Source organism: Mesorhizobium sp. WSM4845 (assembly GCF_055811455.1).
In genome coordinates, this window is sequence record NZ_JBVVQA010000009.1 from 39999 (window position 1) to 65439 (window position 25441).

A 25441-nucleotide genomic window follows, 5' to 3' on the forward strand; every position below is an offset into this window, starting at 1 on the left:
TCAGCCGCGTAGCGCGTGCGCCTCCAGGAACCGTTCCGAAAGGGTGAATCCCAGTCCAGGCTTCTCGGGGATCGCTATCATACCGTCCTTTGCTTCGACAGTCTCCTCGATCAGATCGTGGATCATCGGATTGGCGCCGAGCGAATATTCGACGGTAAAGCTAGCCGGCGAAGCAGCGCAGACATGCAGCCCGGCAAAGAAGCAAGGCGCGCCAGCCCACAGATGCGGCGCGAAGCGCAGATTGAAGGCGCTGGCGATGGTGCCGATCTTCATTGCCTCGCTGATGCCGCCGCAGAAGGCCGGGTCAGGCTGGAAGATGTCGGCAGCCTTGAGCGTGGCGAGGTCGCGGAAGGCGTAGCGCGTCGCTTCGCTTTCGCCGGTGGCGATCGGGATGGAACCGGACGCCCGCACTTCGGCCATGCCGGATTTGTCGTCGGCGATGACCGGCTCCTCGAACCAGGCCAGATCGAGATCGCCGGCGAGATGGATGAAGCGCTTGGCTTCCGCCACCGTATAGGTGCCGTGCGCATCGACCATCAGGTCGACTTCGGGGCCGAGCGCCTGTCTTGCGGCGCGGACGCGGGCGGCGGAATGGTGCGGAGCGCCGTCCATCGCGCCGATCCGCATCTTCAGCGCCTTGAATCCGCCTTTGGCGATATAGGACTTCAATTGGTCACCAATCGCCTCGGTGGAGGCCCAGCCGCCGGAGGCGTAGGCAGGCATGCGGTCAAGCTTGCGGCCGCCGAGCAGCCGCCAGACCGGAACCCCAAGCGACTTGCCCAGAATATCCCACAATGCGATGTCGACGGCGCTGATTGCGGCGACGCTGATGCCGCGCCGTGCCAATTGCGGCATGGCGTGGCCGTTTTGCGCGGCGCTGTCGTGGCGCACCCCGTTATAGAGCATCTCCCAGATCACCCCGATGTCGGCCGGATCGCAGCCGATCAGCTGCGGGCCGACCTCGTGGTTCAACATGTGGACGAGGGCACCGTAGCTGCCGGTGCTGCCGGCGGCATTCTTGCCTTCGCCCCAGCCGACCAGCCCGTCGTTGGTCTCTATGCGCAGGATTGCGGCGTCGAACGTCGTCACCTGACCGAAGTCGCTGCGGTGCTGCCGCGCGGCTTCGATCGGTATGCGGACCCACCAGGCTTGGACCGTCTTGATGCGCATGTTCATCCTCTGCCTTGCCGCCGTTAGGGGCCGCCGTCGGGCGGAAAGGCTCGTTTCCAGAGATCGGCTACTTGATCAGCGGCAGCAGCGTTTCGGCGGTGATGCGCATCTGGTCGGTGTAGAACTTTTCCGTGAGCACGCTGGAACCGTGGTCCTGGATGAATTTGAGCTGCTCCGGCGAGATGTCGACCGGGTTGCGGTCGACCATGTCGGGATAGGGAGCAGCCGGCGTGCGGTCGACAGGGGCGACGAACTCGTTGGTCAGCGCGCCGTCGTAACCGACTTCCTTCAGGGTGCCGACGATTTTCGGCCAGTCGATCTGCCCGAGACCGGCGGCGAAGCGGTTGTTGTCAGCGACGTGGAAATCGAACAGCCGGTTTCCGACCTGCCGGATGGCATCGTAGACGTTGAACTCCTCCATATGGAGGTGATAGGCGTCGAGGCAGACGCCGCATTCGGGGCTGACCGCATCGGCCAGCGCCAGCGCCTGGCCGCCGCGGTTGAACAGATAGGTCTCGAAGCGGTTGAGCGGCTCGATCGCGACCTTGACGCCGACCTTCTTGGCATGGGTGAAGCATTCCCTGGTGGCGTCGACCACCCATTCCCATTCTTCTTCCTCGGTGCCGTCCGGCACCACCTTGCCGACCGTGGCGGGAACGAGCGTGATGATCTCGCCGTCGAGTTCGCTGACCATCGTCAGCACGTCCTTGACGTACTGCACCGAGCGCTCGCGCTGGCCCTGGTCCCTAGCGGCGAGATTGCGCTCGCCCAGCATCAGCGTCACCGCCCCCCAGCAGCGAATGCCGTGCTCCTTCAGGAGCGCACGTGTCTCATTGATCTTGTATTGCGCGGGCTCGCCGGAAATCTCGATCGACTCATAGCCGAATTTCTTGATGCGCTTCAGCGTCGTCTCCAGCGGTTCCGCCCGCATCCAGTTGTGCGTCGAAAGATGCATGGTCTGTCCTTCCCAGAATTCGCCTGTAACAATTCGCCTGCAACGCACCCCGCCAGATTGCGTTGCATGATCCTCCCCAAGGCGCTCCAGCATTTTTCGTAACTGGTTCGACCAATTTGGCGTGACAAGAGGTCTACATCAATTTCATCTGAACGGCAAGAAATCCCGCAAGGCAGCCCCATCAGGTGACTACTTCTTTGATTAAACTGGCGTATTTGCCCGATGCCAGGTCATTTGCGCAGCGCTGGCTGCGAGCGGCGACGCTTGACCAAATGAGCATATTTGGTAATACCAGAATGGCGGTGCGCACTAGCGCCTGTCGAGAAAAGACCAAAGAGGCTGGCCCTGCTTTCAATCGGCGCTATGCTTGGTCGTGGATAATGAGGGAGGATGCCGATGCCGTCGACAATGAAAGGTCCTGGGCTGTTTCTGGCGCAGTTCGCGGGCGATGCCGCACCGTTCAATTCGCTGCCGTCGATCACCAGATGGGCGGCCGGGCTGGGCTACAAGGGCGTGCAGATCCCGACCTGGGACAGCCGGCTGTTCGACCTCGAGAAAGCGGCGTCTTCCCAGGCCTATTGCGACGAGGTGAAGGGCATCTGCTCCGATGCCGGCGTCGAGATCACCGAGCTGTCGACGCATTTGCAGGGGCAGTTGGTGGCGGTGCATCCGGCCTATGACGCGCAGTTCGACGGCTTCGCGCCGCCGGCGGTGCACAACAATCCGAAGGCCAGGCAGCAATGGGCGGTCGAACAGATGAAGTTCGGCGCCAAGGCTTCGAAGAACCTCGGGCTCAAGGCGTCGGTGTCGTTTTGTGGAGCGTTGGCTTTTCCCTACCTTTATCCGTGGCCGCAACGGCCTGCGGGATTGATCGAGGAAGCATTTTCCGAACTGGGAAAACGCTGGAAGCCGATCCTCGACGTCTATGAGGACAATGGCGTCGACGTCGGTTACGAAATCCATCCGGGCGAGGACGTCTTCGACGGCGCGACATTCGAGATGTTCCTTGACGCGGTCGGCGGCCACAAGCGCTGCAACATCAATTACGACCCGTCGCATTTCCTGCTGCAGCAACTCGACTATCTCCAATTCATCGACATCTATCACGAGCGGATCAAGGCCTTCCACGCCAAGGATGCCGAGTTCAATCCGACCGGCCGGCAAGGCGTCTATTCCGGTTATCAGAGCTGGACGAACCGGGCCGGGCGTTTCCGCTCGCTCGGCGATGGCCAGGTGGACTTTGGCGGCATCTTCTCCAAGCTCGCCCAGTATGACTACGATTCATGGGCGGTTCTGGAATGGGAGTGCTGCCTGAAGCACCCCGAGGATGGCGCGGCCGAAGGCGCGCCCTTCATCCAGCATCACATCATCAGGGTGACGGAAAAGGCATTCGACGACTTCGCCGGCAGCGCGACCGATAAAAAGGTGCTGCGCGCCATGATGGGAATCTAGCACTCTTTTTTCCCTCCCCCTCGAGGGGAGGGTGGCCCGAAGGGCCGGGTGGGGTCGGTTCATGCCGCGCTCCACGCCCGGCGACCCCACCCCGACGCTACGCGTCGACCCTCCCCGCAAGGGGGAGGGCAAGCAACAACGAGGGAGAAAAATCATGGTCGGCGCATCGAAGTCGGAAACGGGAGGCGGCCCGATCCGCTACGGCATGGTCGGCGGCGGGCAAGGCGCCTTCATCGGCGCCGTGCATCGGATCGCGGCGCGCATGGACAATGAGTTCGTGTTGGTCGCCGGTGCCCTGTCATCCGACCCGGCGCGTGCCAAGGCCTCGGCCGAGGAACTCGGGCTCGATCCGGCGCGCAGCTACGGCTCGTTCGCCGAGATGGCCAAGGCCGAGGCCAAGCGGCCGGACGGCATCGAGGCGGTGGCCATCGTCACGCCAAACAATGTGCATGTGCCGGCGGCGAAGGCGTTTCTCGAAGCCGGCATCCACGTTATTTGCGACAAGCCGCTGGCGACGACGTTGGCGGAAGCGAAGAAGCTGGCGGCACTGGTTGAAAAGACCGGCAAGGTCTTTGTCCTCACCCACAACTACACCGCCTATCCGATGGTGCGGCAGGCGCGCGAGATGGTAGCCAAGGGGCAGCTCGGCGACATTCGCATCGTGCAGTCGGAATATCCGCAGGACTGGCTCACCGAGGACCTTGCCGCCACCGGCCAGAAGCAGGCAGCGTGGCGCTCGGATCCCAAACAGGCCGGCGCCGGCGGCGCGCTGGGCGACATCGGCACGCATGCCTACAATCTGGCACGCTTCGTCTGCGGGCTTGAGCTTGATGCGCTTTCCGCCGATCTCGACGCCTTCGTGCCGGGGCGGCAACTCGACGACAACGTCAATGTGATGCTGCGCTTCAAGCCGGTCGGCAAGTCGCACCCTGCCAAGGGCATGTTGTGGGCGAGCCAGGTGGCGCCCGGCCACGAGAACGGGCTGAAGCTGCGCATCTACGGCTCGAAAGGCGGGCTTGAATGGGTGCAGGCCGATCCGAACTACCTCTGGTACACCCCGTTCGGCCAACCAAAGCAGTTGATCACTCGAAATGGCGCCGGCGCGCTGCCCGTCGCCGGGCGCGTCAGCCGCGTTCCGTCAGGCCATCCGGAAGGCTATCTCGAAGGCTTCGCCAACATCTACCAGGAGGCGGCCCGCGCCATCCGCGCGGCGCGCCGGAAGGGTGGCAAGCCGGCTAAGGATGTCATCTTCCCGACCATCCAGGACGGTGTCGAAGGCATGGCCTTCATCGAGGCCTGCGTGAAATCGTCGAAGAAGAACGCAGCCTGGACGAAGCTCTAGAAAACAACCGGAAATCATGTTGGAGGGGGCGTCGATGAAAATCGGCATGTGCATGTTTTTGTGGACGACGGCCGTGTCGAAGAAACACGAGCCGCTGCTCAGAGATATCAAGGCGACCGGCTTCGACGGCGTCGAGATACCGATCTTTGCCGGCACGCCGGACGATTACAAGAAGCTCGGCACGCTGCTCGACCGCATCGGGCTAGAGCGCACCGCCGTCTCGGCGATGGGCGATCCGGCGATGAATTTGATCTCGGCCGATGCCTCAACGCGCAAGGCCGGCATCGACTATATGAAATGGGCGATCGACTGCACACAAGCGCTTGGCGCCAGAACGCTGAGCGGCCCGCTGCATTCGACGCTCGGCGCCTTCTCCGGCAGTGGGCCGACGGCGGCGGAGAAAAAGCGCTCCGTCGCCTCACAACGCGCCATCGGCGACCATGCCGGCAACAAAAACGTCACCATCGGGCTGGAGGCGCTCAACCGCTTCGAGTGCTATCTGCTCAACACGATGGACGATCTGTCGGAGCATGTCGACGCAATCGGCCGGCCGCACATCAAGGCGATGTACGACACTTTCCACGCCAATATCGAAGAGACGGACGCGATCGGCGCCTATTCGCGCAACCGCAAAAATGTCGTCCATATCCATATTTCGGAGAATGATCGCGGCGTGCCGGGGCGCGGCCACATTCCGTGGCAAGAGACGTTTTCGGCCATCCGCAAGAGCGGCTATGACGACTGGCTGACGATCGAAGCCTTCGGCCGCTCGCTGAAAGATTTGGCGGCGGCCACCAAGGTGTGGCGCGATTTTTCGGAAAACCCGGAAGCCGTCTACCGCGACGGCTACAAGCACATCAGGAGCGGCTGGAAAAAGGCTGGTGCCTGGACGCAGCCTTCCTCTCAGGCGATCTGAGCTGCCGGCGGGCGGGCGGAAACGCGCCGCTCATCATTGCTGTTTGCGACGGTCCCCATCAGCTTGCGGCGGAGATAGCTGGAGATGCTGTCGAAGATAAAAACGACAAGCAGGATCAGCAGAACCATGTAGAAAACATTGGCCCAGTTGGTGTTGGTGCGCATGGCCTCCCACAATTTCAGGCCGATGCCGCCGGCGCCGACAGCGCCTATGATCGTCGCTGACCGGGTGTTGGATTCCCAGAAATAAAGGGATTGGCTGAGGAATACCGGCAGAACCTGGGGCAGCACGCCGTAGCGCTGCACCATTGCCGGGGTGGCGCCAACCGAGCGGATGCCCTCGCGCTGCTTGTCGTCGATGTTTTCCAGCGCCTCGGAATAAAGTTTGCCCAAGGTTCCGGTGTCGGTGAAGAAGATAGCCGACATGCCGGCCAGCGGCCCAGGACCAAAGCCGCGCGTAAAGAACAGCGCCCAGATCAGCATGTCGACCGAGCGCAGGAAATCGAAGAAGCGCTTTGTCACCTGGTTGGCTATGCGGCTCGGCGTGACGTTGCGCGCAGCCAGGAAGGCGAGCGGAAAGGCGACGATCGAGGCCAGCACGGTGCCGACAAAAGCCATGACGACGGTCTGCAAGAGTTTCAGCCAGACGTCGCCGTGCTGCCACTCGGCATTGTTCAAAATGTTGTCCCAGGCGAGCGCCGCGTTTGATCGCAACGGGTCGATGCGAGCCCCGGAGACGATCAGTGAAGCGACCTCGCTGAACGGCTTTCCCCAGAATGGCGAGTTCGTGTCGAACACGAAATTGGCCCAGCCGAAGAAACGCCGCCAGGCGACCACCTCGTCGTTCTGCACCTCAGCGCGGCCGAGAAATCCGAACGAGACATAGGCTGTCGAGCCTGGCCTGCGTTGCTCGATCCAGTCAGGCAGCGGTTTGCGCGGTGTCACAGAACTGCCCTTGGCGATGTCAAAGACGACGGTTTCGGCGCCGCGCGTCACGGTGACCACGTTTGGCGTGACGGCGATCTGGCCATCGGCAAGGGTGACGATCGCCGCCACGACGGCGTTTTCGCGCACCGTTTCAGGCACCGCAGGAGCGGATTGGCCCGACGGGGCGGCCGGGTTCTCGGCAGTTGGCGCGCCAGGCGCCATGAACGAATCCTGCGACGACTTGTTGGTCGCGATCGCCGGTGCCGGCACTGCCTCGACCTGCCGCTCGATGACGGCCATCTGCTTGGCCACCCAGTCGGGATCTGGATTGGATCCCAGTTTGGAGAAGCGGGAGTAGTCGATCGTCAGATGATTGTCCTTGAACTCGATGTCGGGCCGGATTTCGTAGGACACCCAGTCGGCGAGATACGCGCCGGCAAGGTTCCAGTTCGCCTTTTCGAGAACGGCGGCGACCGAGAAGAACCACGAACAATAGAAGGTGTAGAGAATGCAAAGAAGCATGCCGATCGGAGTGGCGTAGCGCTTCCACAACGAGCGCCGGAACGCCTCCGGATGGCGAGCGGCGATGTCGTTGATGGCGTCAGCATTCATTGCACTACTCTCCGCGCCCGTATGCGAACGCCTGCCGGCCGACAAGACGATGTCTCAGCCATGCCGAAAGCTGGTCGACGGCGACGATCGTGCAGAACAGCAGGAAGACGATGGCGATGGTCTTGGCCTCATGGCCTCGGCCGATCGAAAGACGCAGGGATTCGCCGATGCCGCCGGCGCCGACGGCGCCAAGTATGGTCGAAGCGCGCACATTGATCTCGAAGCGGAGCAGGAAATAGCTGATGAAGTTGGGCAGGACCTGGGGCACTATGCCGAACCACACCCGCTCGACCCAGTTGGCGCCAACGGCGCGCAAGCCTTCCTCAGGTTTCATGTCGGCATTTTCGACGACTTCGAAGAACATTTTTCCGAGCGCGCCGACGGTATGGATGCTGACCGCAATGATCGCAGGAATCGGCCCTAGCGAGAAAATCGCCAGAAAAAAGCCGGCAATGACAATTTCCGGAAAGGCGCGGACGATTTCAAGGAAGCGGCGCGTGAAGAAACGGAGCCAGCGGCTGGCCGTGATATTGCCTGCAGCGAAGAAGCAGAGCAGGAAACCGAATGTGGCGCCCACCAGCGTCGAAAACAGGGCGATGTTCAGCGTCTCGGCCATCCGGTGGAAATACTCCGGAATGTAGATGCCCTGGGTCAGGTAGACCCGGCCTTCCGGGTAGTCGAACTTGAGGCTGCCGTCGTCATAGGGGGACGGCAGGTCGAACAGCGCACGCGCCGGGTCGAACCAGTCGCGCGGCTTCAACTCGGCGAAAAAGTCGGCGACGTAGGGAAGGCGGTCGAAGAACTTTCCGGCGTTGGTTTCGTTGGCGAACCAGAGCGAGCCGGAGAGTGCAAGAAACAGGACAACCAGGCCGCCGATCGTGTAAAGGCGCCGGCGGGCGGCAAGATCGCGCCAGTGCCGCTCGACGGTGGCTCCCTCCGGTGAAAGCGTGGGCGCGCGGTAAATTTCGGTCGCACTCATCGATGTTTTTCCCGGCCCCTGATGCGGCAACGCCGCCGGCGGCACATGGCCCCGGCGGCGTTGTGGCAGTTTGTTTCTACGAGCCGATCTTCGCCTTACGGGCGTCGATGATCGGCTGGTAGAATTCCGGGGTAACCGGCGAATAGCCCTTGTAATCGCCGCCTTGAATTGCCGAGAAACAGGCCGGATCGGTTTCCGGAAGCTTGGTCAGGAAATCGGTGATCTTCTGCCTGGTGCCGGCGTCGATCGACGTACGCAATACCAGCGGGCCGTTCGGGATCAGGGGCGACTGCCACAGTTCGATGAGGTCATCCATCTTGAGGACGCCCTTGTCGACCATCTTGCGCAGATTGCCCGAGCTGTAGCCGTCGTTGAAGTCGCCGACGCCGGAGGCCCAGGTGGTGCCGGCATCGAACGTGCCCTTCAGGACTTCAAGGACAAGCTGTTCATGGCCGCCGCCGAAACCGGTCGACGCGAAGTAGCTCTTCACATCCATGCCGATGTCCTTGGGCAGTGACGTGACCGGGATCAGGTAACCAGAAGTCGAATCGGGATCGGCGAAACCGAGTTTCTTGCCCTTCATGTCAGCGAGCGTCTTGATGCCGGAATCAGCACGGGCGACCATGACCGCACGGTAGCCGGTCGAGCCGTCGGTCTGGATCGTCGTCAGGATCGGTTGAACCGCGTCCTTGTTTTCGAGATAGACCTTGGCGTAGGCAGAAGCGCCGAGTTCGGCAAAGTCGAGCGTGCCGCCGAGCAGGCCCTGGATGACGCCGTCGTAGTCGGCGGCCGGGAACAGCGAAACTTTTTCGACGCCGAGGACTTGCTTGATGTGGTCGGCGAAGCACTGGTAGTTGCGCAGGCGGTCGGCTTCGTTCTCGCCGCCCAGAATGCCGACGCGGAATTCTTTCAGGTCCTGTGCCTGGACTGCGCCCATCGCCATGGCGAGGATGGAAACGGCACCGAAAAGTATTTTTCTAAACATTTCGCGTCTCTCCTGTTGGTTCCGGCATCGCGCCGGCAGCGTTCGAATTTTGACGGCGCTTTGTTATGCCCGGCCTTGATGCGGACTGGCGGTCCAGGCGCTCTTTCGTCGTCTGCTTTCGTATACTCGTATACCGGTATCCATTTGCCGGATCGTGGACCTAGTAGCCGGGAAATGCGGGCTCGAGCGGTCCGGCGGATGCGACGATCTTTTGCTTGATGGTGACGCTGGTCGAAGTGATCGCCTCGGAGATTTCGCCGCCATTGCTGTCGGCGCCATAGACCATGCGCACGGCCTCCCGATTGAGCTCTTCGGGCGGGCCGTCGAACACCACCTTGCCGGCGGCCATGCCGATGATGCGGTTGCAATAGGTGCGCGCGGTATCCAGCGTGTGCAGATTGGTGACCACGGTGAGGCCCTCGCGCAGATTGATGTCCTGCAGCGAATCCATCACCACCTTGGCGTTGAGCGGGTCGAGCGAGGCGATCGGCTCGTCGGCGAGGATGACTTTCGGCTGCTGCATCATGGCACGGGCAATCGCAACACGCTGCTGCTGGCCGCCGGACAAGGTGCCGGCCGGCTGCAGCGCCGTGCGGGCGATGTCGAGACGTTCGAGCGCCGCGATCGCCTCGGCCCGTTCCTCGCGGGAGAAGACACCGAGCAGATTAACAAGGGTCGAGCGGTGATTGAGCCGGCCGAGCAGCACATTGGTCAGCACGTCAAGGCGCGGCACCAGGTTGAATTGCTGAAAAATCATGGCGCAATCGCGCTGCCAGCGCCTGAGCAGCGAGCCGCGCAGGCTCGAGACTTCGGCGCCGTCAAAGAAAATCGAGCCCTGGCTGGGATCGATGAGCCGGTTGATCATGCGTAAAAGCGTCGACTTGCCGGCGCCCGAGCGGCCGATGATGCCGACCATCTGGCCTTGAGGGATCGAGATATCGACATTGCTGACGGCGGTGTTCCTGCCAAACCGGCGGGTGACGCCGCGGATCTCGAGCGTGGCTGAGGTTGCTGACATGGGCAGTTCCAGTCCAGTCGCGTTTCGAAGGTCTGTTAACCTTCGCTAGCGCAGCCGCGTGAAACCGCGGTGTCGGATTGATGTCAGTTTTGTTACCGTCCACAGCTTGGAAGGGGCGAGCCGGCGGCCGCAGTTCGATCAAGTGAATGGTGAATGGTGAATGGTGACAAGAACGGCTTCCCTGCCGCCATTCACTATTGACCATTCACCATTCACTAACCGCCATGCTTCTCCAAAAACGCCTCCGCCGATAGCTGGCGAAAATCGACGAGCGCGGCGCGCAGGCGGGCGTGGTCCCAATCCCACCAGGCAAGTGCCCGATAGCGTTCCGCCGTGCGGCGGTCGAAGCGTTCGCGGATCGGTTTGGCCGGCACGCCGCCGACGATGGTGTAGGGCGCGACGTCCTTCGACACCACGGCGCCGGCGCCGACCGTCGCACCATCGCCGACGCTGACGCCGGGCAGGATGGTCGAGCCGTGGCCAAGCCAGGTGTCGTGGCCGATGGTGACCCGTTTGGCGCGGCGCTGGGCAAAGAATTCGCTCTCGTGCTCGGCGTCGTCCCAATAGTCAGAGGCGCGATAGGTGAAATGGTGTAGCGTCGGCCGCCAGGTCGGATGGTTGGTGGCGTTGATGCGCACACTGGCGGCGATGTTGGCGAATTTGCCGATCGTCGCGCACCAGGCGCTGCAGTCCTGCATCATGTAGGAATAGTCACCGAGCGTACTTTCCGAAAGCCGGCAGCGTTCGGCGATTTCGGTCCAGCGGCCGAGCGTCGAGTTGTCGACTTCCGCTGTCTCGTGGACAAGCGGCGTTTCCGACAGTTTTCGGGTCATGCGGCGATTTTCCCGGCGGCAAAAGCGGTCACGTCGATGACGCGGTCGGCCACTGCCTCGCGCACGTCGTGGTCGTGGAAGATGCCAAGCAGGGCGACGCCGGCCGCCTTCTTGGCCGCGATCAGTGCAATCACCACGTCGCGGTTGCTGGCGTCGAGCGAAGCGGTCGGCTCGTCGAGCAGCAGGATCGGGTGCTCGGTGATGAAGCCGCGCGCGATGTTGACGCGCTGCTGCTCGCCGCCGGAAAAGGTCGCCGGCGGCAGTGCCCAGAGCTTTTCCGGCAGGTTGAGCTGCGCCAGCAAGGCGCACGCCTTGCTGCGCGCGACCTCACGGTCCTCGCCGCGCTCGACCAGCGGTTCGGCGACGACATCCAGCGCCGAGACGCGCGGCACTGTGCGCAGGAACTGGCTGACATAGCCGATCGTGAGGCGGCGCACGGCAAGCACGGTGCGTGGGCTGGCCGTCGCCAGATCGATGAGCCCGTCCTCGTGCTGGACAATGATCTGGCCTGCGTCGACGGCATAGTTGCCGTAGAGCATCTTCAGGATCGAGCTCTTGCCGACGCCGGAGGGGCCGCCGAGCACGGCACATTCGCCGCTCCTGATCGAGAACGACACGCCGGCGACGACCGGCAGTTTGATGCCGTCACGCAGATGCATGGTGAAGCTCTTGGCGACATCGGAGACGACGAGCGGGGTTGCCATGATCACACCTGCAGAATGGAAGAAACGAGAAGCTGGGTGTAGGGCGCACGGGGATCGTCAAGCACGCGATCGGTGAGGCCGCTTTCGACGACGCGGCCGTCCTTCATCACCATCATGCGTTGCGACAGCAGACGCGCCACCGCAAGGTCATGGGTGACGACGATCGCCGCCAGGCCGAGATCGGTGACCAGGCCGCGCAACAGGTCGAGCAGGCGCGCCTGCACCGAGACGTCGAGGCCGCCGGTCGGCTCGTCCATGAACACCAGCCGCGGCCCGGTGACGAGGTTGCGGGCGATCTGCAGGCGCTGGCGCATGCCGCCGGAAAAGGCGCGCGGTTCGTCGTCGATACGGTCCTCGTCGATCTCGACGCGCGACAGCCAGTCGACGGCGGTAGCGCGGATTTTGCCATAGTGACGGTCGCCGACCGCCATCAGCCGCTCGCCGACATTGGCGCCGGCCGACACCGTCATGCGCAGCCCGTCGGCGGGGTTCTGATGGACAAAACCCCAGTCGGTGCGCATCAGGAAGCGGCGCTCGGCCTCGCTCATGCGGTAAAGCTCGCGGAACTGGCCGTCGCGCATGCGGTAGCTGGCGGTGCCTGAACTCGGCAGCAATCTGGTCGACAGGCAGTTGAGCAGCGTCGTCTTGCCGGATCCGGATTCGCCGACCACTGCCAGCACCTCGCCCGGCCACAGATCGAAGCTGACGTTCTCGCAACCAATGCGCGAGCCGTAGAACTTGGACAGCGCGGAAACGCGCAGCAGCGGTTCGTCCGTCATTGCGCCGGCTCCCTTTTTTCCAGGGCAGGAGGGGTCTCGGGCGCAAGGTGGCCGCGATGCCCTTGCTCGCGCCGCTTCTCGCAATGGTCGGTATCGGAGCAGACGAACATGTGGCCGCCATGGTCGTCGAGGATGACCTCGTCGAGATAGATGTTTTCGGCCGCGCACAGTGCGCAGGGCTGGTCGAAGGTCTGCACCTCGAACGGATGGTCCTCGAAGTCGAGGCTGACGACGTCGGTAAAAGGCGGCAGCGCATAGATGCGCTTTTCGCGGCCGGCACCAAACAGTTGCAGAGCCGGCGAACGGTGCATTTTCGGGTTATCGAACTTCGGCGTCGGCGACGGGTCCATCACATAGCGACCCTCGACCTTGACCGGATAGGCGTAGGTGGTGGCGATGCGGCCGTGCCTGGCGATGTCTTCGTAGAGTTTTACATGCATGAGGCCGTATTCCTCCAGCGCATGCATTTTGCGCGTTTCCGTCTCGCGCGGCTCGAGGAAGCGCAGCGGCTCGGGGATCGGCACCTGGTAAACCAGCACCTGGCCCGTGGTCAGCGGATGTTCGGGGATGCGGTGGCGGGTCTGGATGATGGTCGCCTTTGCCGTCTCGGTGGTGACGGCGACATTGGCGACCTTCTTGAAGAAGGCGCGGATTGAAACCGCATTGGTGGTGTCGTCGGCGCCCTGGTCGATGACCTTCAGCACATCGTGCGGGCCGATGATCGAGGCGGTGACCTGGACGCCGCCGGTGCCCCAGCCATAGGGCATCGGCATTTCGCGCGAGGCAAACGGCACCTGGTAGCCAGGAATGGCGATGCCCTTGAGGATCGCGCGGCGGATCATCCGCTTGGTCTGCTCGTCGAGATAGGCGAAGTTGTAGGTGGCGATATCGGTCGGTTGTGCGGTCATTCCGCGGCCTCCCTTTTTTCATCGGCCTTGCCGGCGTTTTCGCGGCCGTCGTGCTCGGCGCGCATGCGGCGCACCAGGTCGAGCTCGGCCTGGAAGTCGACATAGTGCGGCAGCTTCAGATGCTCGACGAAACCGGTCGCCTGGACATTGTCGGAATGCGAGATGACGAATTCCTCGTCCTGGGCAGCGGCGACGACATCTTCGCCGAATTCGGTTGCACGAAGCGCGCGGTCGCAGAGCGCCATGGCCATCGCCTTGCGCTCGCTCTGGCCGAAGACGAGGCCGTAGCCGCGGGTGAATTGCGGCGGCGCCTTGGCCGAGCCCTTAAACTGGTTGACCATCTGGCACTCGGTGACACGCGCAGAACCGAACGGTACGGCGAAAGGCAGCTCCGGCACGTCGAGTTCCAGCTCGACCTCGCCGATGCGAACCTCGCCGACGAAGGGATGGTTGCGGGCATAGCCGCGCTGGGTGGAATAGCCGAGCGCCAGCAAAAAACCCTCGTCGCCGCGTGACAGCGCCTGCAGGCGGATGTCGCGCGCCATCGGGAACTCCAGCGGCTCGCGGGTGATGTCGCCGGGGACATGGTCCTGCGGCATGTCGCCGTCAGGCTCGATCAGGCCTTCGCGGGCAAGGATGGCAGAGACGCGCGGCATGGCTTCCGCGTCGCTGGCGCGCTGCAGCGGCTCGGCGACATCGCCGCCGGCGGCAAGCTCGGGATCGAGCAACCTATGCGTGTAGTCGAAGGTCGGGCCGAGCAGCTGGCCGCCGGGCAGATCCTTGTAGGTCGCCGACACGCGCCGCTCGACCAGCATGGCGCCGGTGTCGATCGCCCTGGTGTAGCCGAAGCGCGGCAGCGTGGTGCGATAGGCGCGAACCAGGAAGATCGCCTCGATCATGTCGCCGCGCGCCTGAACGATGGCCAGCGCCGCCAATTCGCGATCGTAGAGCGAACCTTCGCTCATCACCCGATCGACGCCGAGCGCCAGCTGCTCGACGATCTGGTCGAGGCGCAGCGCCGGCACGGAACGGTCGCCGCGGCGGCGGTCGGCGAGCAGGGCGTGGGCGTTGGCAATGGCCGCTTCACCGCCTTTTACCGCGACATACATATCACGCCTCCATCGTCTTGATGCGCGTCGTGCGCGGCAGGCAGGCAACGCCTTCCGGGGTGGCGAGGATAATGTCGACACCACGGGGGAAACGCTGATTGTTCTGCTTCCATTGTTCGACGAAGTGGCGCGGCATCTGCGCCGGCGCAATTGTCGCGGTTGTTTCGATGCCGGGACCTTCGAGCAGCAGCGGGGCGCCTGAGACAAGGTCGCTGACCTGCAGGATCAGCGTCGTCGAGCGGTCGGGATAGTCCTGGGTGCCTTGTGAAAAGCCGTCGAGCGCCATCATCTCGGCCGGCGTGGCGATCAGCGCGAAATGCGCATCGGCTGGCGTGTGGGCCAGTGGCGCGCCGGTGTGGAAGCCGAGCCAGGATTTCACCGCTGCTGGGGCCTGCAAAACGAGGTCGAGCCAGAGCGGCGTGTCGTTGTCGCACAGCGCCAGCGCGATGGCGCCCGCGGTGGCCGACAGCGGCGCCGGCGGGCGGGCAAAGACTGGCAGAGGCTGCAGGGTGCCCGGCCGCGCCATTGCGTCCATCACGGCGCGGAACACCGTCTGGGCGTCGAACACCGGATCGGCAAAGCCGCCCTCGATCGCCTGGGTTGCGATGTCCATCAGTCTTCTCCACGTACCATGGTGAAGAAATCGACCTTCGTTGCCGCTGTTTCGGCGCGCCGCCGCTCACGTCGGCTGGCCAGTGCGGCCTGCAGCGGCGCAATGAGTTTGCTCTCGACCTCGTTGCGGCGGGTGGGATCCTGCCAGAGCGCGTCGGCGATCGCTGCCAGTTTTGCTTTCTGCTTGTCACGGCCCAGCGCGTAGCAGTGGCCGACTTCTCCCGAGGCAAGCCGCACCGTCGCGCGGGTGACTGTCGCCTCGCCGACGTTGAACGGCGCGCCGCCGCCGCCGATGCGGCCACGCACGGTGACCAGGCCGGTTTCGGGGCCGCGCAGGAGTTCTGCTTGCGAAGGCAGGCCGGCTTCGTTCCAGAGACGGACGATATCGTCGCCGGTCGATTGCGCCAGCGTCGCCATGACGGCCTTGCGCTCAAGCTGCTGATCGCGCGCTTCCTGTCCTCGCATGGCCGCCGTTCCTTCTCGCTGCAAATTTGTGTAATGATGTAGACAATTATACAAATTATAACTATTTTCTAAAGCGTGTCCATGACGGATGGATGACAGCGCGAAAAAGATCGGGGCAAAGAGATGATCGGTCAGCAGATGGCCAGCAGCTTGGAGCGGCGCAGCGGCGTCTCGCTGTGGCGGCAGATCGCCGACCAGATCCTGCAGTCGATCGCCGTCGGCGACTTTGCCGAGAATGCTGCGTTGCCACCGGAAGTTGCACTGGCCGAGCGCTATGGCGTCAACCGCCATACGGTGCGTAGCGCCATCGCCGCACTGGTGCAGGATGGCGTGCTCAGGGCCGAACAGGGGCGCGGCACTTTTGTGCTGTCGCGCAAGCGCCTGTCCTATCCGATCGGAGCGCGCACCCGTTTTTCGGAGGGCTTGCAAGGGCAGGCGTCGGAGCGCCGCAGCGTGCTGCTCGAATCGGCGGTCGAGCCGGCCAGCCGGCGCGTCGCCGAAGGGCTGGGGCTTGCCAGGGGTTCGACTGTCATACGCCTCGAGACGCGCGGCGAAGCCGATGGGCAACCGGTCTCGCGTGCCACCGGCTGGTTCGATGCGTCTCGCTTCGCCGGCATCGATGCCGCCATGGCCGAAACCGGATCGGTGACCGCCTCATTCCGGCGTTTCGGCATCGGTGACTATCTCAGGCAATCGACGGTGCTGTCGGCCCGCCATGCGGACGCCGCCGATCTTGCCGATCTCGATCTGCAGCCCGGCGCCATCGTGCTGGTCACGGTCGCCGTCAACGTCACGCCGGACGGCCAGCCGATCCAGTTCGCCGAAACGCGGTTTCCGGCCGAGCGGGTCGAGCTCAAGATATCGGCGCTTTAGGTCCGGTTCATCCGACCTGGATGACGGCCTTGATCAGGCCGGATTTCTCATGCGCCCAGCGGGCGAGGTCGCGCGGCGTGCCGCCAAGCGTCGTGCGATGGGTGACGAGCTTTGCCAGCGGCACAGCACCATCGCGGATCGAGGCAGCGACATGGTCGAAGTCGGCGCGCAGCGCGTTGCGGCTGCCGATCAGCGTCATTTCACGCTTGTGGAATTCAGGATCGGAAAAGACGATGTCGTCCTTGACGACGCTGACCAGGACCAGCGTCCCGCCATGCGCGACATGGGCGAAGGCTGACTGGACGGACTGGGTGTTGCCGGTGGCATCGAAAATCACGTCAAAACCTTCGCTGCCGGTCGCCTCGCGCACCAGATCGGTCGCAGACTGCCGCGAACCGTCGAGGGTGGCGAAGCCGAGTTCGCTTGCGACGAAGCCGAGCCTTTCCGCGCTCATGTCGAGCAGCGTCACGTCGAGTCCGGCGATGCGGGCAAACAGCGCCGTGCCGAGGCCGATCGGCCCGGCGCCGATGACCAGCGTGCGCGCGCCGGGACCAGTCAGCGAGCGCCGCACGGCATGCGCCCCGATCGCCAGGAATTCGACGGCAGCGGCATCGGCCAGCGACAGGCCGTTGGCCGGATAAAGATTTTGCGCCGGCACCAGGATCCGTTCGCACATGGCGCCGTCGCGGTGGACGCCGAACACCTCGATCCTGACGCAGCAATTCGGCTTGCCTTGGCGGCAGGCGATGCATTTGCCGCAAGCGAGATAGGGGTTGATGATCACGGGGTCGCCGACGGCCAGCTCGACGCCTTCGCCAGCCTCGATCACGGTACCGGACACTTCGTGGCCCATGATGCGGGGATAGGCGAGGAACGGATGCTTACCCTCGAAGATGTGATAGTCGGTGCCGCAGATGCCGACATGACTGACCGCGACCAGCGCCCAGCCCGGCGGTGGTGTGCTCGGCGCCGGGCGGTCTTCCACAACAAGATCGCCGGGCGAACGGCAGATGACGGCTTTCATGCTTTGATCCAGTCGGTTCATGGCACCGCCGGCCCGATCGCCGGGCCGGCGGTTGTTAAGATGGTCTACTTGCCGCGGCGGCGCAGGCCGTCGAAATAGACGATGACGATGATCAGCACGCCGGTAATGATGCGCTGCCAGAAGGCATTGACGTTCAAGAGATTGGCGCCGTTGTTGATGGTGGCGAGGATGAAGGCGCCAAGCAGCGGTCCGTGCACCGAGCCGACGGCGCCGAACAATGAGGTGCCGCCGATCACCGACGAGGCGATCGCCTGCAACTCCCAGCCCTCGGCCTGTGTCGGATTGCCGATGCCGATGCGCGAGGCAAGCAGCACGCCGACAAAAGCCGCGCAGAGGCCAGACAGCGTATAGGCCATGTAGATGGTGCGCTGGACGTTGACGCCGGACAGACGCGAGGCCTCGGCGTTGGAGCCGACCGAGAACAGATACCGGCCCCAGCGGCTGTGATGCAGGAAGATGTAGGCAGGGATGCCAACCAGGATCACCATCCAGAACAGATTGGGGACGCCGAGGAACGAGCTGCGCGAAAACAGCTGGAAGGCGTCGTTGTTGATCGAGATCGAGTTGCCGTTGGTCATCAAAAGGCCGATGCCGCGCAGCGAGGTCAGTGTCGCCAGCGTGATGATGAAGGGCGGCAGGCCCATCTTGACGATGCCGAAGCCGTGGAACAGTCCGATGGCGACGCCGACCAGCAAGGTGATCAGGATGGCGAGGTAAATCGGCACGCCGGCATTGATCAGCATCGCAACGATGACGGTGGCGAAGCCAACGACGGCGCCGACGGAAAGGTCGATGCCGCCGGTGATGATGACGAAGGTCTGGCCGACCGCCAGGATGGCGATCATCGAACCTTGCCGCAGCAGGTTCGAGATGTTGTTGGCGGAGGAGAAGCTCGGCGTCGCCACCGACAGGATGACCCACAAAAGAACCAGCAGCGCCAGCAGTGTGAGCCCGAACAGGGCGTTGTAGTTGCGTTTCGGCCTTTCGGCCGGGATCGCCTCGGTGCTCATATCTGTCCTCCCGGTTTTTCTTGTTTCTCGGCCAGTGCCTGGGTGAGGATCTCCTCATGGTCGGCAGTGTGGAAACCATGAGTGGCCACCAGTTTGCCGCGCCGGAACACATGCAGCGTGTCGGCGAGTTCATAGACCTCGGGCAGATAGGACGAGATGAGGATGATGCCGGCGCCCTTGGACAAAAGCGCACTGAACAGGCGGTAGATCTCGGCCTTGGTGCCGACATCGACGCCAACTGTCGGCTCGTCGAAGATGAACAGCTTGGCGCCGTGCGCCAGCCATTTGCCGATGACGATCTTCTGCTGGTTGCCGCCGGACAGGCTGGAGGCGAGGGCGTGACGCGTCGGCGTCTTGATCCTGAGATTGGCGATCTGGCGATCCGCCTCGGTCTTCTCCTGCGCGCTGGAGATCAGCAGATTGCTGGAGATGCGCTTGTAGATCGGCAGATTGAGATTGAGGCCGACCGGCAGGTTGAGGCAGAGGCCCTGGTCGCGGCGGCTTTCCGGCGCCAGAGCCATGCCGAGCCTGATGGCGTCATGCTCGGAGTTGACCTGAACCTCCTTGCCTTCCCAGAGGATCTGGCCGGCCGACTTGCGATGACGGCCATAGAGCGTGGTGACGAACTCGCTGCGCCCGGCGCCGATCAGGCCATAGAGCCCGACGATTTCGCCGGCACGGACCGTCATCGAGACATTTTCGAAGCCCTTGCCGGAAAAATTTCGGGCTTCGAGGAGCGTCGCGCCCGGGGTAAAATGCTCCTTGTGATAGACCTGCTCGATCGAGCGGTTGATCATCATCTTCACCAGCTCGGCGTCGTTGGTCTCGGCGATGTTCCTGGTGCCGACAAGCGTGCCGTCGCGCAGCACTGAGACGCGGTCGGCGAGCTCGAACACCTCTTCCATGCGGTGGCTGATGTAGATGATGGTGACGCCTTCGCCCTTCAGCCGGCGGATCAGCGTGAACAGCTGGTCGGCTTCCTTGCGGGTGAGATAGGCAGTCGGTTCGTCGAAGATGAGGAACTTGGTGCCGCGCACGGTGGCGCGGGCGGCGGCGATCAGCTGCTGCTGGCCTATGGTCAGGTCACCCAGCACGACATGCGCCGGCAGATCGAAGCCGAGATCGTCGATGATCTTCTGCGCTTCCCTGACCATGGCCCGCTGCTGCAGGATGCCGAAGCGGGAATCCTCCTCGCCGAGGAACATGTTGGCCGCGACAGTGAGATGGCGGCACAGAACGACCTCCTGATGCACGGCATTGATGCCGAGCGCCATCGCTTCATGCGGCGTCGCCAGCGCTGCCGGCTTGCCCTCCCAGATGACGTCGCCGGAGGTGCGCGGCATGACGCCGGTCAGCAGCTTGATCAGGGTGGATTTGCCGGCACCGTTCTCGCCGACAATGGCGTGGATTTCGCTGGCCTTGAAGGCGAGGTTAACCGGCTTCAGCGCGTGCGTGCCGGGATATCGCTTCTCCAAGCCCTTGAGTTCGAGGATCGTCCTGCCCGGTTCCAGCGTTGGGGCCGGATGCAGTTCCTGCGCCGTCGACGTCATGACAATCCTCCCAGATTGGCCTCACGAGTGGCACGCGTGTAGGTCGTTTCCGGGGCAAAAAGCCCCGGAAACGGTGTGCCAATGCCGGTGCTCAGTCGAGCTTCGGATTGAGCAGCGCGTCGATCTTCGGATCTTTCATGTTGGCCTTGGTGACGAGGTTGGCGCCGGTGTCGACATTGGCCTCGACCTTCTCGCCCTTCGAGGCAGCGAGCGCCGTCTTGATGCCGTCATAGCCCATCCGGTACGGATCCTGGACGACGAGGCCGGAAATGACGCCGTCATTGAGGAACTTGACCAGCTTCTCGTCGCTGTCGAAGCCGATCAGCCCGACCTTGCCGGCAAGGCTGTTCTCGGCGATCGCCTGACCGACGCCCTGCGCCATGATCAGGTTGGAGGCGAAGATGCCCTTGAGATTCGGGTTGGCGGTGATCAGGTCGGTTGCGATGTTGAGGCCGGTGGTGGCCTGGCCGTCGGCGTATTTGTCGGCAATGAGCTTGAGGCCGGGATATTTGGCGGCAAGCTGTTCCTTGAAGCCCTGGGCGCGCTGCTCAAGCGAGCCGGCACCCGGAAGCGCGGTGATCAGGGCGACGTCGCCCTCGATTTTGCCGCCATTGGCTTCGCCGATCGCGGCCGCCAGACCGTCAGCGGCGACGCGGCCGCCCTGGATATTGTCTGTGGTCAGGAACGAGGTGAAGGCCTTGGAGTCGGCGCCGGAGTCGATGCCGATGATCTTGACGTTGGTGGCTGCCTCGTCGATCGGCTTGCCGAGCGCCTTGGCCTCGGTCGGTGCGATGACCACGGCAGCCGGGTTGCCGGCGACGGCGTTTTCAAGGATCGAGATCTGGCCGTTGACGTCGGTCTCCGCCTGGGCGCCGAGTTCCGGCACGTTGACGCCGAGGTCCTTGCCGGCCTTGCGGGCGCCGGCCAGGACGATCTGCCAGTAGAAAGAGGTGGTGTCCTTGACGATGATCGGAATGGTTACGTCCGCCGCCGAAGCCGGCGCCGAATGCATCACGCCGGCAAGCATCGAGGCGGCGGCGAGCGCCACGAATGCGCGGCGGTTGAGAATGCTGGTCACGAATTTCATTAGACTTCCTCCCTAAGTCGCCCGGTGAACGTAGCGGAAGCTCGGTTTGGATAGGCGTTGCCCAAACGGAACTTTATCAATAAAAAACATTTAACGCATTTTGATAGTGCATCGGTCCGGTCGACGCAAGCGGTGTTTGGTATCGTCCTGCGTATGCCTCGACCGGAAGGGAGTGCCGATCCTCATTGCCAAATCCCCTCTCCGAAAAGGCATGGAATATTAATTCCATCTGCCAGTCAAGATGGAATATTCATTCTTTTTTGAGGCGTACGGTGGTGCGCCTCCTGATCGCACCATCCGCCGTTCAACCGGCGAAGGCCGCAGCGCATCAGCCGAGTTTCTGAACGACCGTGTAGGGATCATATTTGGCGAATTCTGTTTCGGGCACCTGGATGTCGAGCAGCTGGAGATTTCGTTCCAGATTGGCCGGTTTGGCGGTGCCCGTCAGCACAGAAGCCACCACAGGCTCGTGCAGCGGGAACTGGAACGCCGCCGCGGCAAGCGGGTAGCCGCCCTCGGCGGCGATTTTTTCCATCGCACCGACCCGGTCGAGAATGTCCTGGGTGGCCGGCAGGTAGTCGAAATGCGCACCCGGCACCGGGCCGGTCGCCAGGATGCCCGAGTTGAAGACGCCACCGATGATCAGCGAGCTCTGCCGTTGCCGGCAAAGCGGCAGCAATTCGGCTTCGGCGGTGCGGTCGAGCAGCGAATAGCGGCTGGCGAGCAGGATGCAGTCGAGCGGCGCCTGGCGCAGCACATCGAGACAGATCTGAACCTCGTTGACGCCAAGGCCGTAGGCGGAAATGACCCTGGACGACTTTAGCTCTTCCAGCGCCTTCAGCCCGCCATCCAAAAACTGGCGGAAATGCAGCTTCGTTTTCTCGACGCCATGCGTATAGACGCCGATGTCGTGAACGAACAGGATGTCGATTCGATTGAGGCCGAGCCGCGCATAGCTGAACTCGACCGAGCGCATGATGCCGTCGTAGGAATAGTCATAGTCGGGCGCAAAGGGCAGCGGATCGACATAGGAATGGTCCGGAATCCGGTCTTCCGGCACCGGCCGCAACAGGCGCCCGACTTTGGTCGACAGCACGTAGGAGTCCCTCGGCTTGTCGCGCAGGAAATCGCCGAAGCGGCGTTCCGAGAGGCCGAAGCCGTAGAAGGGCGCGGTATCGAAATAGCGCAGGCCGGCATCCCAGGCGACCTGCAGCGTCTGCATCGCCGTCTCGCGTGGACAGGCTCGGTAGAGCCCGCCGACCGCCGCGCCGCCGAAGCTGACCTCGGTTATTTCCAGCCCGGTGCTGCCGACACGGCGTTTCCTCATGCAAAACCTCCCACCGGCCGTTGTTCCGGTCTGTCCGTTGTCGTTGTCGGTTAGCGGTCGGGCTAGAGGGTCGCGCCGAGGTGCCAGGGCACGAACTCGTTGTCGCCGTAGCCGAACTCCTCGCTCTTGGTCTTGCGGCCGGAAGCCGTCTCGACGATCAACTCGAAAATCTCGCGGCCCATGCCGGCAATGGTCTTTTCGCCCGAGGCGATGACGCCGCAATTCACGTCCATGTCCTCTTCCATCGTGTGGTACATGGTCGAGTTGCTGGCGACCTTGATCGACGGTGTCGGCCGGCAGCCGAAGCAGGAACCGCGGCCGGTGGTGAAGACGATGACGTTGGCGCCGCCAGCCACCTGGCCGGTGGCGGAAACCGGGTCGTAGCCGGGCGTGTCCATGAACACCAAGCCGCGGCCGCTGACCTTCTCGGCATAGCCGAAGACGCCGTTGAGCGGCGTTTGGCCGCCCTTGGCGACGGCGCCAAGCGACTTCTCCAAAATGGTGGTCAGGCCGCCGCGCTTGTTGCCTGGTGACGGATTGTTGTCGATGGAGGCGCCATGCTTGGCGACATGATCTTCCCACCACTTTACATAGCCATCGAGCTTGGCGGCGATCTCCGGGGTCGCCGCACGATAGGCGAGCAGATGCTCGGCGCCGTAGATTTCCGTCGTCTCGGAAAGGATGCCGATGCCGCCGACGCCGGCCAGGATGTCGACGGCGGCGCCCAGCGCCGGATTGGCGGTGATACCGGACATGCCGTCGGAGCCGCCGCATTGCAGGCCGACGACGATCTCGCTGACCGGGATCGGCTCACGCTCGAGCTTGCCGACCTCCTCTGATATCTCGGCCAGCACGACCAACGCCTTCTCGACAGATTTGCGCGAGCCGCCGGCTTCCTGGATGTTGAAATGGCGCTTTCCCGCGGCGACGCCCTTCTGGCCATAGAGGGTGAGCTGGTTGACCTCGCAGCCGAGACCGACCATCAGCACACCGCCAAAATTCGGGTGACGAGCATAGCCGGCCAGCGTGCGGTGCAGCACCATCATGCCGTCGCCGGTGGCGCTCATGCCGCAGCCCTGGCCGTGAACGATGGGAACGAAGCCGTCGATCCCCGGATATCTGGGCAGCAGCGTCCGGTTCGCCTCGTCGGCGATGGCGTGGCAAACGGTGGCCGAGCAATTGACGCTGGCGAGAACGCCGATGAAGTTGCGCGTGCCGGCACGGCCGTCGGCGCGGCGGTAGCCCATGAAGGTGCGGGCGCGATCGGCCTCTGTGGCGTGCACGGCCTCGCTCGGCGGCACCACCGGCAAACGCCCGGATTCGAAGACCAGATTGTGCGAATGGACATGCTCGCCGGGCGCAATGGCTTCAGTGGCGCGGCCGATCGCCTGGGCGTATTTGACCACGGCCTCGCCGGCGGCAATCGGCTTGATCGCCACCTTGTGGCCGGGTTCGATCAGCGCCGTGGCAACGGCGCCGCCCGGCAGCACCGCGCCGATCTCGATGCGGCCGTTGGCGACCGCGACATTGTCGGCGGGGGACAGAAGAATGCTGTTTGCGGTGTTCACGGGCAGTTTCCTGGGTGTTCTTGGGATCGGCAAGCGATTGACACGCGCCTGTTAACAGTTAATGTCTTTTATCGTGAAAAAACAGTTTTGCGTCAATTGTTTTTTCATGACGAAGCCGCGCGTTCTTGTGGATGCGCAGAGGACCGCACACTGGAACCAGGCCTGACTTCCGAAAAGCGATTCCGCTTCCTGGGAGCCTGCGCCAGAGCATCTGCATATCGCGCTTCAAGCCGGCCGCCGCAAGCGCCGGCGCGCAACGGGGCAGGGGATGTCGAAGAGCAACAACGTCTATAAGGACGCCTACAATCGCGGTCTGCGGCTGCTCGACGAAACGAAAAGCCTGCCGTCGGAGCCCGAGCTGGGCACCCTGCTTGGCGTCAGCCGCACGACCATCCGCACCATCCTTGCGCGCATGGAAGAGACGGGGCTGATCGCCTGGAACAAGCGCAGCAAGACGGTTTTGCGCGTGCCGCGGCCGGACGACTTTTTTCCCGAGGAAGAAACCGACACGCTCTCGCAGATCATCGAGCGCTCCTTCATGCGGCGGCTGCTTGCCGGCGGTGCTGAGCCCGGCATGCAGATCAACGAACTCGAGCTGGCGCGCGAGATCGGCGTTGGCACCACCAGCGTGCGCGAGTTCCTGATCCGCTTTTCCCGCTTCGGGCTGATCGAGAAGCGCCGCAACAGCCATTGGGTGCTGAAAGGCTTTACCCGCGCTTTCGCGCTGGAACTGACCGAAATCCGCGAGATGTTCGAACTGCGCTCGGCCGCCGCCTTCGCCGCCCTGCCGGAAGACAGCCCGGTGTGGGCCGACCTCGACCTGCTGGAGGACGAGCATCGCCTGCTGGCGCGCCAGATCGCCACGCGTTTCAACGAATTCTCGGAACTCGACGAGCGCTTTCACCGACTGATCCACCGCGCGTCGCACAATCGCTTCATCGTCGATTTCTACGACGTCATCGCCATGATCTTCCACTACCACTATCAGTGGAACAAGGCGCAGGAGCGCGAGCGCAACGAAGTGGCGGTCGCGGAACACCTAGCCTATATCGCGGCGCTCAAATCGCGCGATCTCGGCAAGGTCGACGCCGCCTGCCGCAAGCATCTGAAGTCCGCGCGGCACACGCTGCTGACGTCGATTCCAGAAGGCCAGCAAGCGTAGCGAGCTTTAGGTTGTTGCATTAAAGCACCGCGTTGCCGCAGTGGTGATTTGGCG

General features: G+C 63.3%; 24 protein-coding genes. 5 read left to right on the top strand and 19 right to left on the bottom strand.

Going from position 1 to position 25441, the window contains the following annotated elements; translation table 11 throughout:
• Together AC0L2C_RS12715 and AC0L2C_RS12720 are read right to left on the bottom strand one after the other, a co-directional pair.
• Positions 1-1170 (bottom strand): mandelate racemase/muconate lactonizing enzyme family protein, encoded by a 1170-nt coding sequence (locus tag AC0L2C_RS12715; protein ID WP_287054457.1) that lies wholly within the window; start codon positions 1168-1170, stop codon positions 1-3.
• Between the two features lie 67 nt (positions 1171-1237).
• The gene (locus tag AC0L2C_RS12720) at positions 1238-2125 is read right to left on the bottom strand and encodes a sugar phosphate isomerase/epimerase family protein (RefSeq protein WP_287054404.1); all 888 of its coding nucleotides are present in this window, start codon (positions 2123-2125) and stop codon (positions 1238-1240) included.
• Positions 2126-2521: 396 nt separating this feature from the next.
• Between AC0L2C_RS12720 and AC0L2C_RS12725 the strand changes: the two genes are divergently transcribed.
• The 3 genes from AC0L2C_RS12725 (at position 2522) to AC0L2C_RS12735 (ending at position 5835) form a co-directional block, all read left to right on the top strand.
• Positions 2522-3577, top strand: a complete 1056-nt coding sequence (locus AC0L2C_RS12725; RefSeq protein ID WP_287208575.1) for a sugar phosphate isomerase/epimerase family protein — start codon at positions 2522-2524, stop codon at positions 3575-3577.
• 154 nt (positions 3578-3731) lie between these two features.
• On the top strand, positions 3732-4919 hold the full coding sequence (locus tag AC0L2C_RS12730; RefSeq protein ID WP_091595405.1) for a Gfo/Idh/MocA family protein: 1188 nt from the start codon (positions 3732-3734) through the stop codon (positions 4917-4919).
• A 34-nt stretch (positions 4920-4953) separates the two neighbouring features.
• The gene (locus AC0L2C_RS12735) at positions 4954-5835 is read left to right on the top strand and encodes a sugar phosphate isomerase/epimerase family protein (RefSeq protein ID WP_287239695.1); all 882 of its coding nucleotides are present in this window, start codon (positions 4954-4956) and stop codon (positions 5833-5835) included.
• Here the strand turns inward: AC0L2C_RS12735 and phnE (AC0L2C_RS12740) are convergent.
• The 11 genes from phnE (AC0L2C_RS12740) to phnG all read right to left on the bottom strand — a co-directional run bounded on the left by phnE (AC0L2C_RS12740) (position 5823) and on the right by phnG (position 15765).
• The gene (gene phnE / locus AC0L2C_RS12740) at positions 5823-7373 is read right to left on the bottom strand and encodes a phosphonate ABC transporter, permease protein PhnE (protein WP_287364269.1); all 1551 of its coding nucleotides are present in this window, start codon (positions 7371-7373) and stop codon (positions 5823-5825) included. The genes AC0L2C_RS12735 and phnE (AC0L2C_RS12740) overlap by 13 nt on opposite strands.
• Before the next feature lie 4 nt (positions 7374-7377).
• Positions 7378-8352: a phosphonate ABC transporter, permease protein PhnE gene (phnE, locus tag AC0L2C_RS12745; RefSeq protein WP_128170842.1), complete on the bottom strand. Its 975-nt coding sequence runs from the start codon at positions 8350-8352 to the stop codon at positions 7378-7380.
• A 76-nt stretch (positions 8353-8428) separates the two neighbouring features.
• Complete coding sequence (gene phnD, locus AC0L2C_RS12750; RefSeq protein ID WP_287239700.1) at positions 8429-9337, bottom strand: phosphonate ABC transporter substrate-binding protein; 909 nt, start codon at positions 9335-9337, stop codon at positions 8429-8431.
• Between the two features lie 160 nt (positions 9338-9497).
• Positions 9498-10355 carry a phosphonate ABC transporter ATP-binding protein gene (phnC, locus tag AC0L2C_RS12755; protein ID WP_473523513.1) on the bottom strand — a complete coding sequence of 286 codons (858 nt, stop codon included), beginning with the start codon at positions 10353-10355 and terminating at the stop codon, positions 9498-9500.
• 215 nt (positions 10356-10570) lie between these two features.
• A complete protein-coding gene (locus AC0L2C_RS12760; RefSeq protein ID WP_287239702.1) occupies positions 10571-11188 on the bottom strand; it encodes a DapH/DapD/GlmU-related protein in 618 nt (205 codons plus the stop codon).
• Positions 11185-11892 (bottom strand): phosphonate C-P lyase system protein PhnL, encoded by a 708-nt coding sequence (phnL, locus tag AC0L2C_RS12765; protein WP_287239705.1) that lies wholly within the window; start codon positions 11890-11892, stop codon positions 11185-11187. The genes AC0L2C_RS12760 and phnL overlap by 4 nt, the downstream gene beginning before the upstream one ends.
• 2 nt (positions 11893-11894) lie before the next feature.
• Positions 11895-12671 (bottom strand): phosphonate C-P lyase system protein PhnK, encoded by a 777-nt coding sequence (gene phnK, locus AC0L2C_RS12770; protein WP_091595419.1) that lies wholly within the window; start codon positions 12669-12671, stop codon positions 11895-11897.
• A complete protein-coding gene (locus AC0L2C_RS12775) occupies positions 12668-13579 on the bottom strand; it encodes an alpha-D-ribose 1-methylphosphonate 5-phosphate C-P-lyase PhnJ (RefSeq protein WP_473523514.1) in 912 nt (303 codons plus the stop codon). Before AC0L2C_RS12775 ends, phnK begins: the two co-directional genes overlap by 4 nt.
• A complete protein-coding gene (locus tag AC0L2C_RS12780; RefSeq protein ID WP_473523515.1) occupies positions 13576-14688 on the bottom strand; it encodes a carbon-phosphorus lyase complex subunit in 1113 nt (370 codons plus the stop codon). The genes AC0L2C_RS12775 and AC0L2C_RS12780 overlap by 4 nt, the downstream gene beginning before the upstream one ends.
• Position 14689: 1 nt before the next feature.
• Entirely contained in the window at positions 14690-15301 is a 612-nt protein-coding gene (gene phnH / locus AC0L2C_RS12785; RefSeq protein WP_091595426.1) for a phosphonate C-P lyase system protein PhnH, read from the bottom strand.
• On the bottom strand, positions 15301-15765 hold the full coding sequence (phnG, locus tag AC0L2C_RS12790; protein WP_473523516.1) for a phosphonate C-P lyase system protein PhnG: 465 nt from the start codon (positions 15763-15765) through the stop codon (positions 15301-15303). The genes phnH and phnG overlap by 1 nt, the downstream gene beginning before the upstream one ends.
• 123 nt (positions 15766-15888) lie before the next feature.
• Between phnG and phnF the strand changes: the two genes are divergently transcribed.
• Positions 15889-16638: a phosphonate metabolism transcriptional regulator PhnF gene (gene phnF, locus AC0L2C_RS12795; RefSeq protein ID WP_473523517.1), complete on the top strand. Its 750-nt coding sequence runs from the start codon at positions 15889-15891 to the stop codon at positions 16636-16638.
• A gap of 7 nt (positions 16639-16645) precedes the next feature.
• Here the strand turns inward: phnF and AC0L2C_RS12800 are convergent, their stop codons facing one another.
• The 6 genes from AC0L2C_RS12800 to AC0L2C_RS12825 all read right to left on the bottom strand — a co-directional run bounded on the left by AC0L2C_RS12800 (position 16646) and on the right by AC0L2C_RS12825 (position 24225).
• A complete protein-coding gene (locus tag AC0L2C_RS12800; RefSeq protein WP_473523518.1) occupies positions 16646-17662 on the bottom strand; it encodes a zinc-binding alcohol dehydrogenase family protein in 1017 nt (338 codons plus the stop codon).
• Between the two features lie 65 nt (positions 17663-17727).
• Positions 17728-18693, bottom strand: a complete 966-nt coding sequence (locus AC0L2C_RS12805; protein WP_473523519.1) for an ABC transporter permease — start codon at positions 18691-18693, stop codon at positions 17728-17730.
• Positions 18690-20243, bottom strand: a complete 1554-nt coding sequence (locus AC0L2C_RS12810) for a sugar ABC transporter ATP-binding protein (protein ID WP_287239709.1) — start codon at positions 20241-20243, stop codon at positions 18690-18692. Before AC0L2C_RS12810 ends, AC0L2C_RS12805 begins: the two co-directional genes overlap by 4 nt.
• Before the next feature lie 91 nt (positions 20244-20334).
• Positions 20335-21330: an ABC transporter substrate-binding protein gene (locus AC0L2C_RS12815; RefSeq protein ID WP_027153111.1), complete on the bottom strand. Its 996-nt coding sequence runs from the start codon at positions 21328-21330 to the stop codon at positions 20335-20337.
• Positions 21331-21658: 328 nt separating this feature from the next.
• Positions 21659-22657, bottom strand: a complete 999-nt coding sequence (locus tag AC0L2C_RS12820; RefSeq protein ID WP_287239713.1) for an aldo/keto reductase — start codon at positions 22655-22657, stop codon at positions 21659-21661.
• A gap of 62 nt (positions 22658-22719) precedes the next feature.
• On the bottom strand, positions 22720-24225 hold the full coding sequence (locus AC0L2C_RS12825; RefSeq protein WP_128247305.1) for a UxaA family hydrolase: 1506 nt from the start codon (positions 24223-24225) through the stop codon (positions 22720-22722).
• A gap of 268 nt (positions 24226-24493) precedes the next feature.
• On the opposite strand from AC0L2C_RS12825, the gene AC0L2C_RS12830 reads away from it, so the two are divergent.
• Positions 24494-25387: a GntR family transcriptional regulator gene (locus AC0L2C_RS12830; protein WP_128247306.1), complete on the top strand. Its 894-nt coding sequence runs from the start codon at positions 24494-24496 to the stop codon at positions 25385-25387.
• Positions 25388-25441: the final 54 nt, after the last annotated feature.

Coding starts and splice junctions, on each gene's coding strand:
- AC0L2C_RS12715 (WP_287054457.1), bottom strand. CDS start 1,170: ATGCGCATCAAGACGGTCCAAGCCTGGTGGGTCCGCATACCGATCGAA.
- AC0L2C_RS12720 (WP_287054404.1), bottom strand. CDS start 2,125: ATGCATCTTTCGACGCACAACTGGATGCGGGCGGAACCGCTGGAGACG.
- AC0L2C_RS12725 (WP_287208575.1), top strand. CDS start 2,522: ATGCCGTCGACAATGAAAGGTCCTGGGCTGTTTCTGGCGCAGTTCGCG.
- AC0L2C_RS12730 (WP_091595405.1), top strand. CDS start 3,732: ATGGTCGGCGCATCGAAGTCGGAAACGGGAGGCGGCCCGATCCGCTAC.
- AC0L2C_RS12735 (WP_287239695.1), top strand. CDS start 4,954: ATGAAAATCGGCATGTGCATGTTTTTGTGGACGACGGCCGTGTCGAAG.
- phnE (WP_287364269.1), bottom strand. CDS start 7,373: ATGAATGCTGACGCCATCAACGACATCGCCGCTCGCCATCCGGAGGCG.
- phnE (WP_128170842.1), bottom strand. CDS start 8,352: ATGAGTGCGACCGAAATTTACCGCGCGCCCACGCTTTCACCGGAGGGA.
- phnD (WP_287239700.1), bottom strand. CDS start 9,337: ATGTTTAGAAAAATACTTTTCGGTGCCGTTTCCATCCTCGCCATGGCG.
- phnC (WP_473523513.1), bottom strand. CDS start 10,355: ATGTCAGCAACCTCAGCCACGCTCGAGATCCGCGGCGTCACCCGCCGG.
- AC0L2C_RS12760 (WP_287239702.1), bottom strand. CDS start 11,188: ATGACCCGAAAACTGTCGGAAACGCCGCTTGTCCACGAGACAGCGGAA.
- phnL (WP_287239705.1), bottom strand. CDS start 11,892: ATGGCAACCCCGCTCGTCGTCTCCGATGTCGCCAAGAGCTTCACCATG.
- phnK (WP_091595419.1), bottom strand. CDS start 12,671: ATGACGGACGAACCGCTGCTGCGCGTTTCCGCGCTGTCCAAGTTCTAC.
- AC0L2C_RS12775 (WP_473523514.1), bottom strand. CDS start 13,579: ATGACCGCACAACCGACCGATATCGCCACCTACAACTTCGCCTATCTC.
- AC0L2C_RS12780 (WP_473523515.1), bottom strand. CDS start 14,688: ATGTATGTCGCGGTAAAAGGCGGTGAAGCGGCCATTGCCAACGCCCAC.
- phnH (WP_091595426.1), bottom strand. CDS start 15,301: ATGGACATCGCAACCCAGGCGATCGAGGGCGGCTTTGCCGATCCGGTG.
- phnG (WP_473523516.1), bottom strand. CDS start 15,765: ATGCGAGGACAGGAAGCGCGCGATCAGCAGCTTGAGCGCAAGGCCGTC.
- phnF (WP_473523517.1), top strand. CDS start 15,889: ATGATCGGTCAGCAGATGGCCAGCAGCTTGGAGCGGCGCAGCGGCGTC.
- AC0L2C_RS12800 (WP_473523518.1), bottom strand. CDS start 17,662: ATGAAAGCCGTCATCTGCCGTTCGCCCGGCGATCTTGTTGTGGAAGAC.
- AC0L2C_RS12805 (WP_473523519.1), bottom strand. CDS start 18,693: ATGAGCACCGAGGCGATCCCGGCCGAAAGGCCGAAACGCAACTACAAC.
- AC0L2C_RS12810 (WP_287239709.1), bottom strand. CDS start 20,243: ATGACGTCGACGGCGCAGGAACTGCATCCGGCCCCAACGCTGGAACCG.
- AC0L2C_RS12815 (WP_027153111.1), bottom strand. CDS start 21,330: ATGAAATTCGTGACCAGCATTCTCAACCGCCGCGCATTCGTGGCGCTC.
- AC0L2C_RS12820 (WP_287239713.1), bottom strand. CDS start 22,657: ATGAGGAAACGCCGTGTCGGCAGCACCGGGCTGGAAATAACCGAGGTC.
- AC0L2C_RS12830 (WP_128247306.1), top strand. CDS start 24,494: ATGTCGAAGAGCAACAACGTCTATAAGGACGCCTACAATCGCGGTCTG.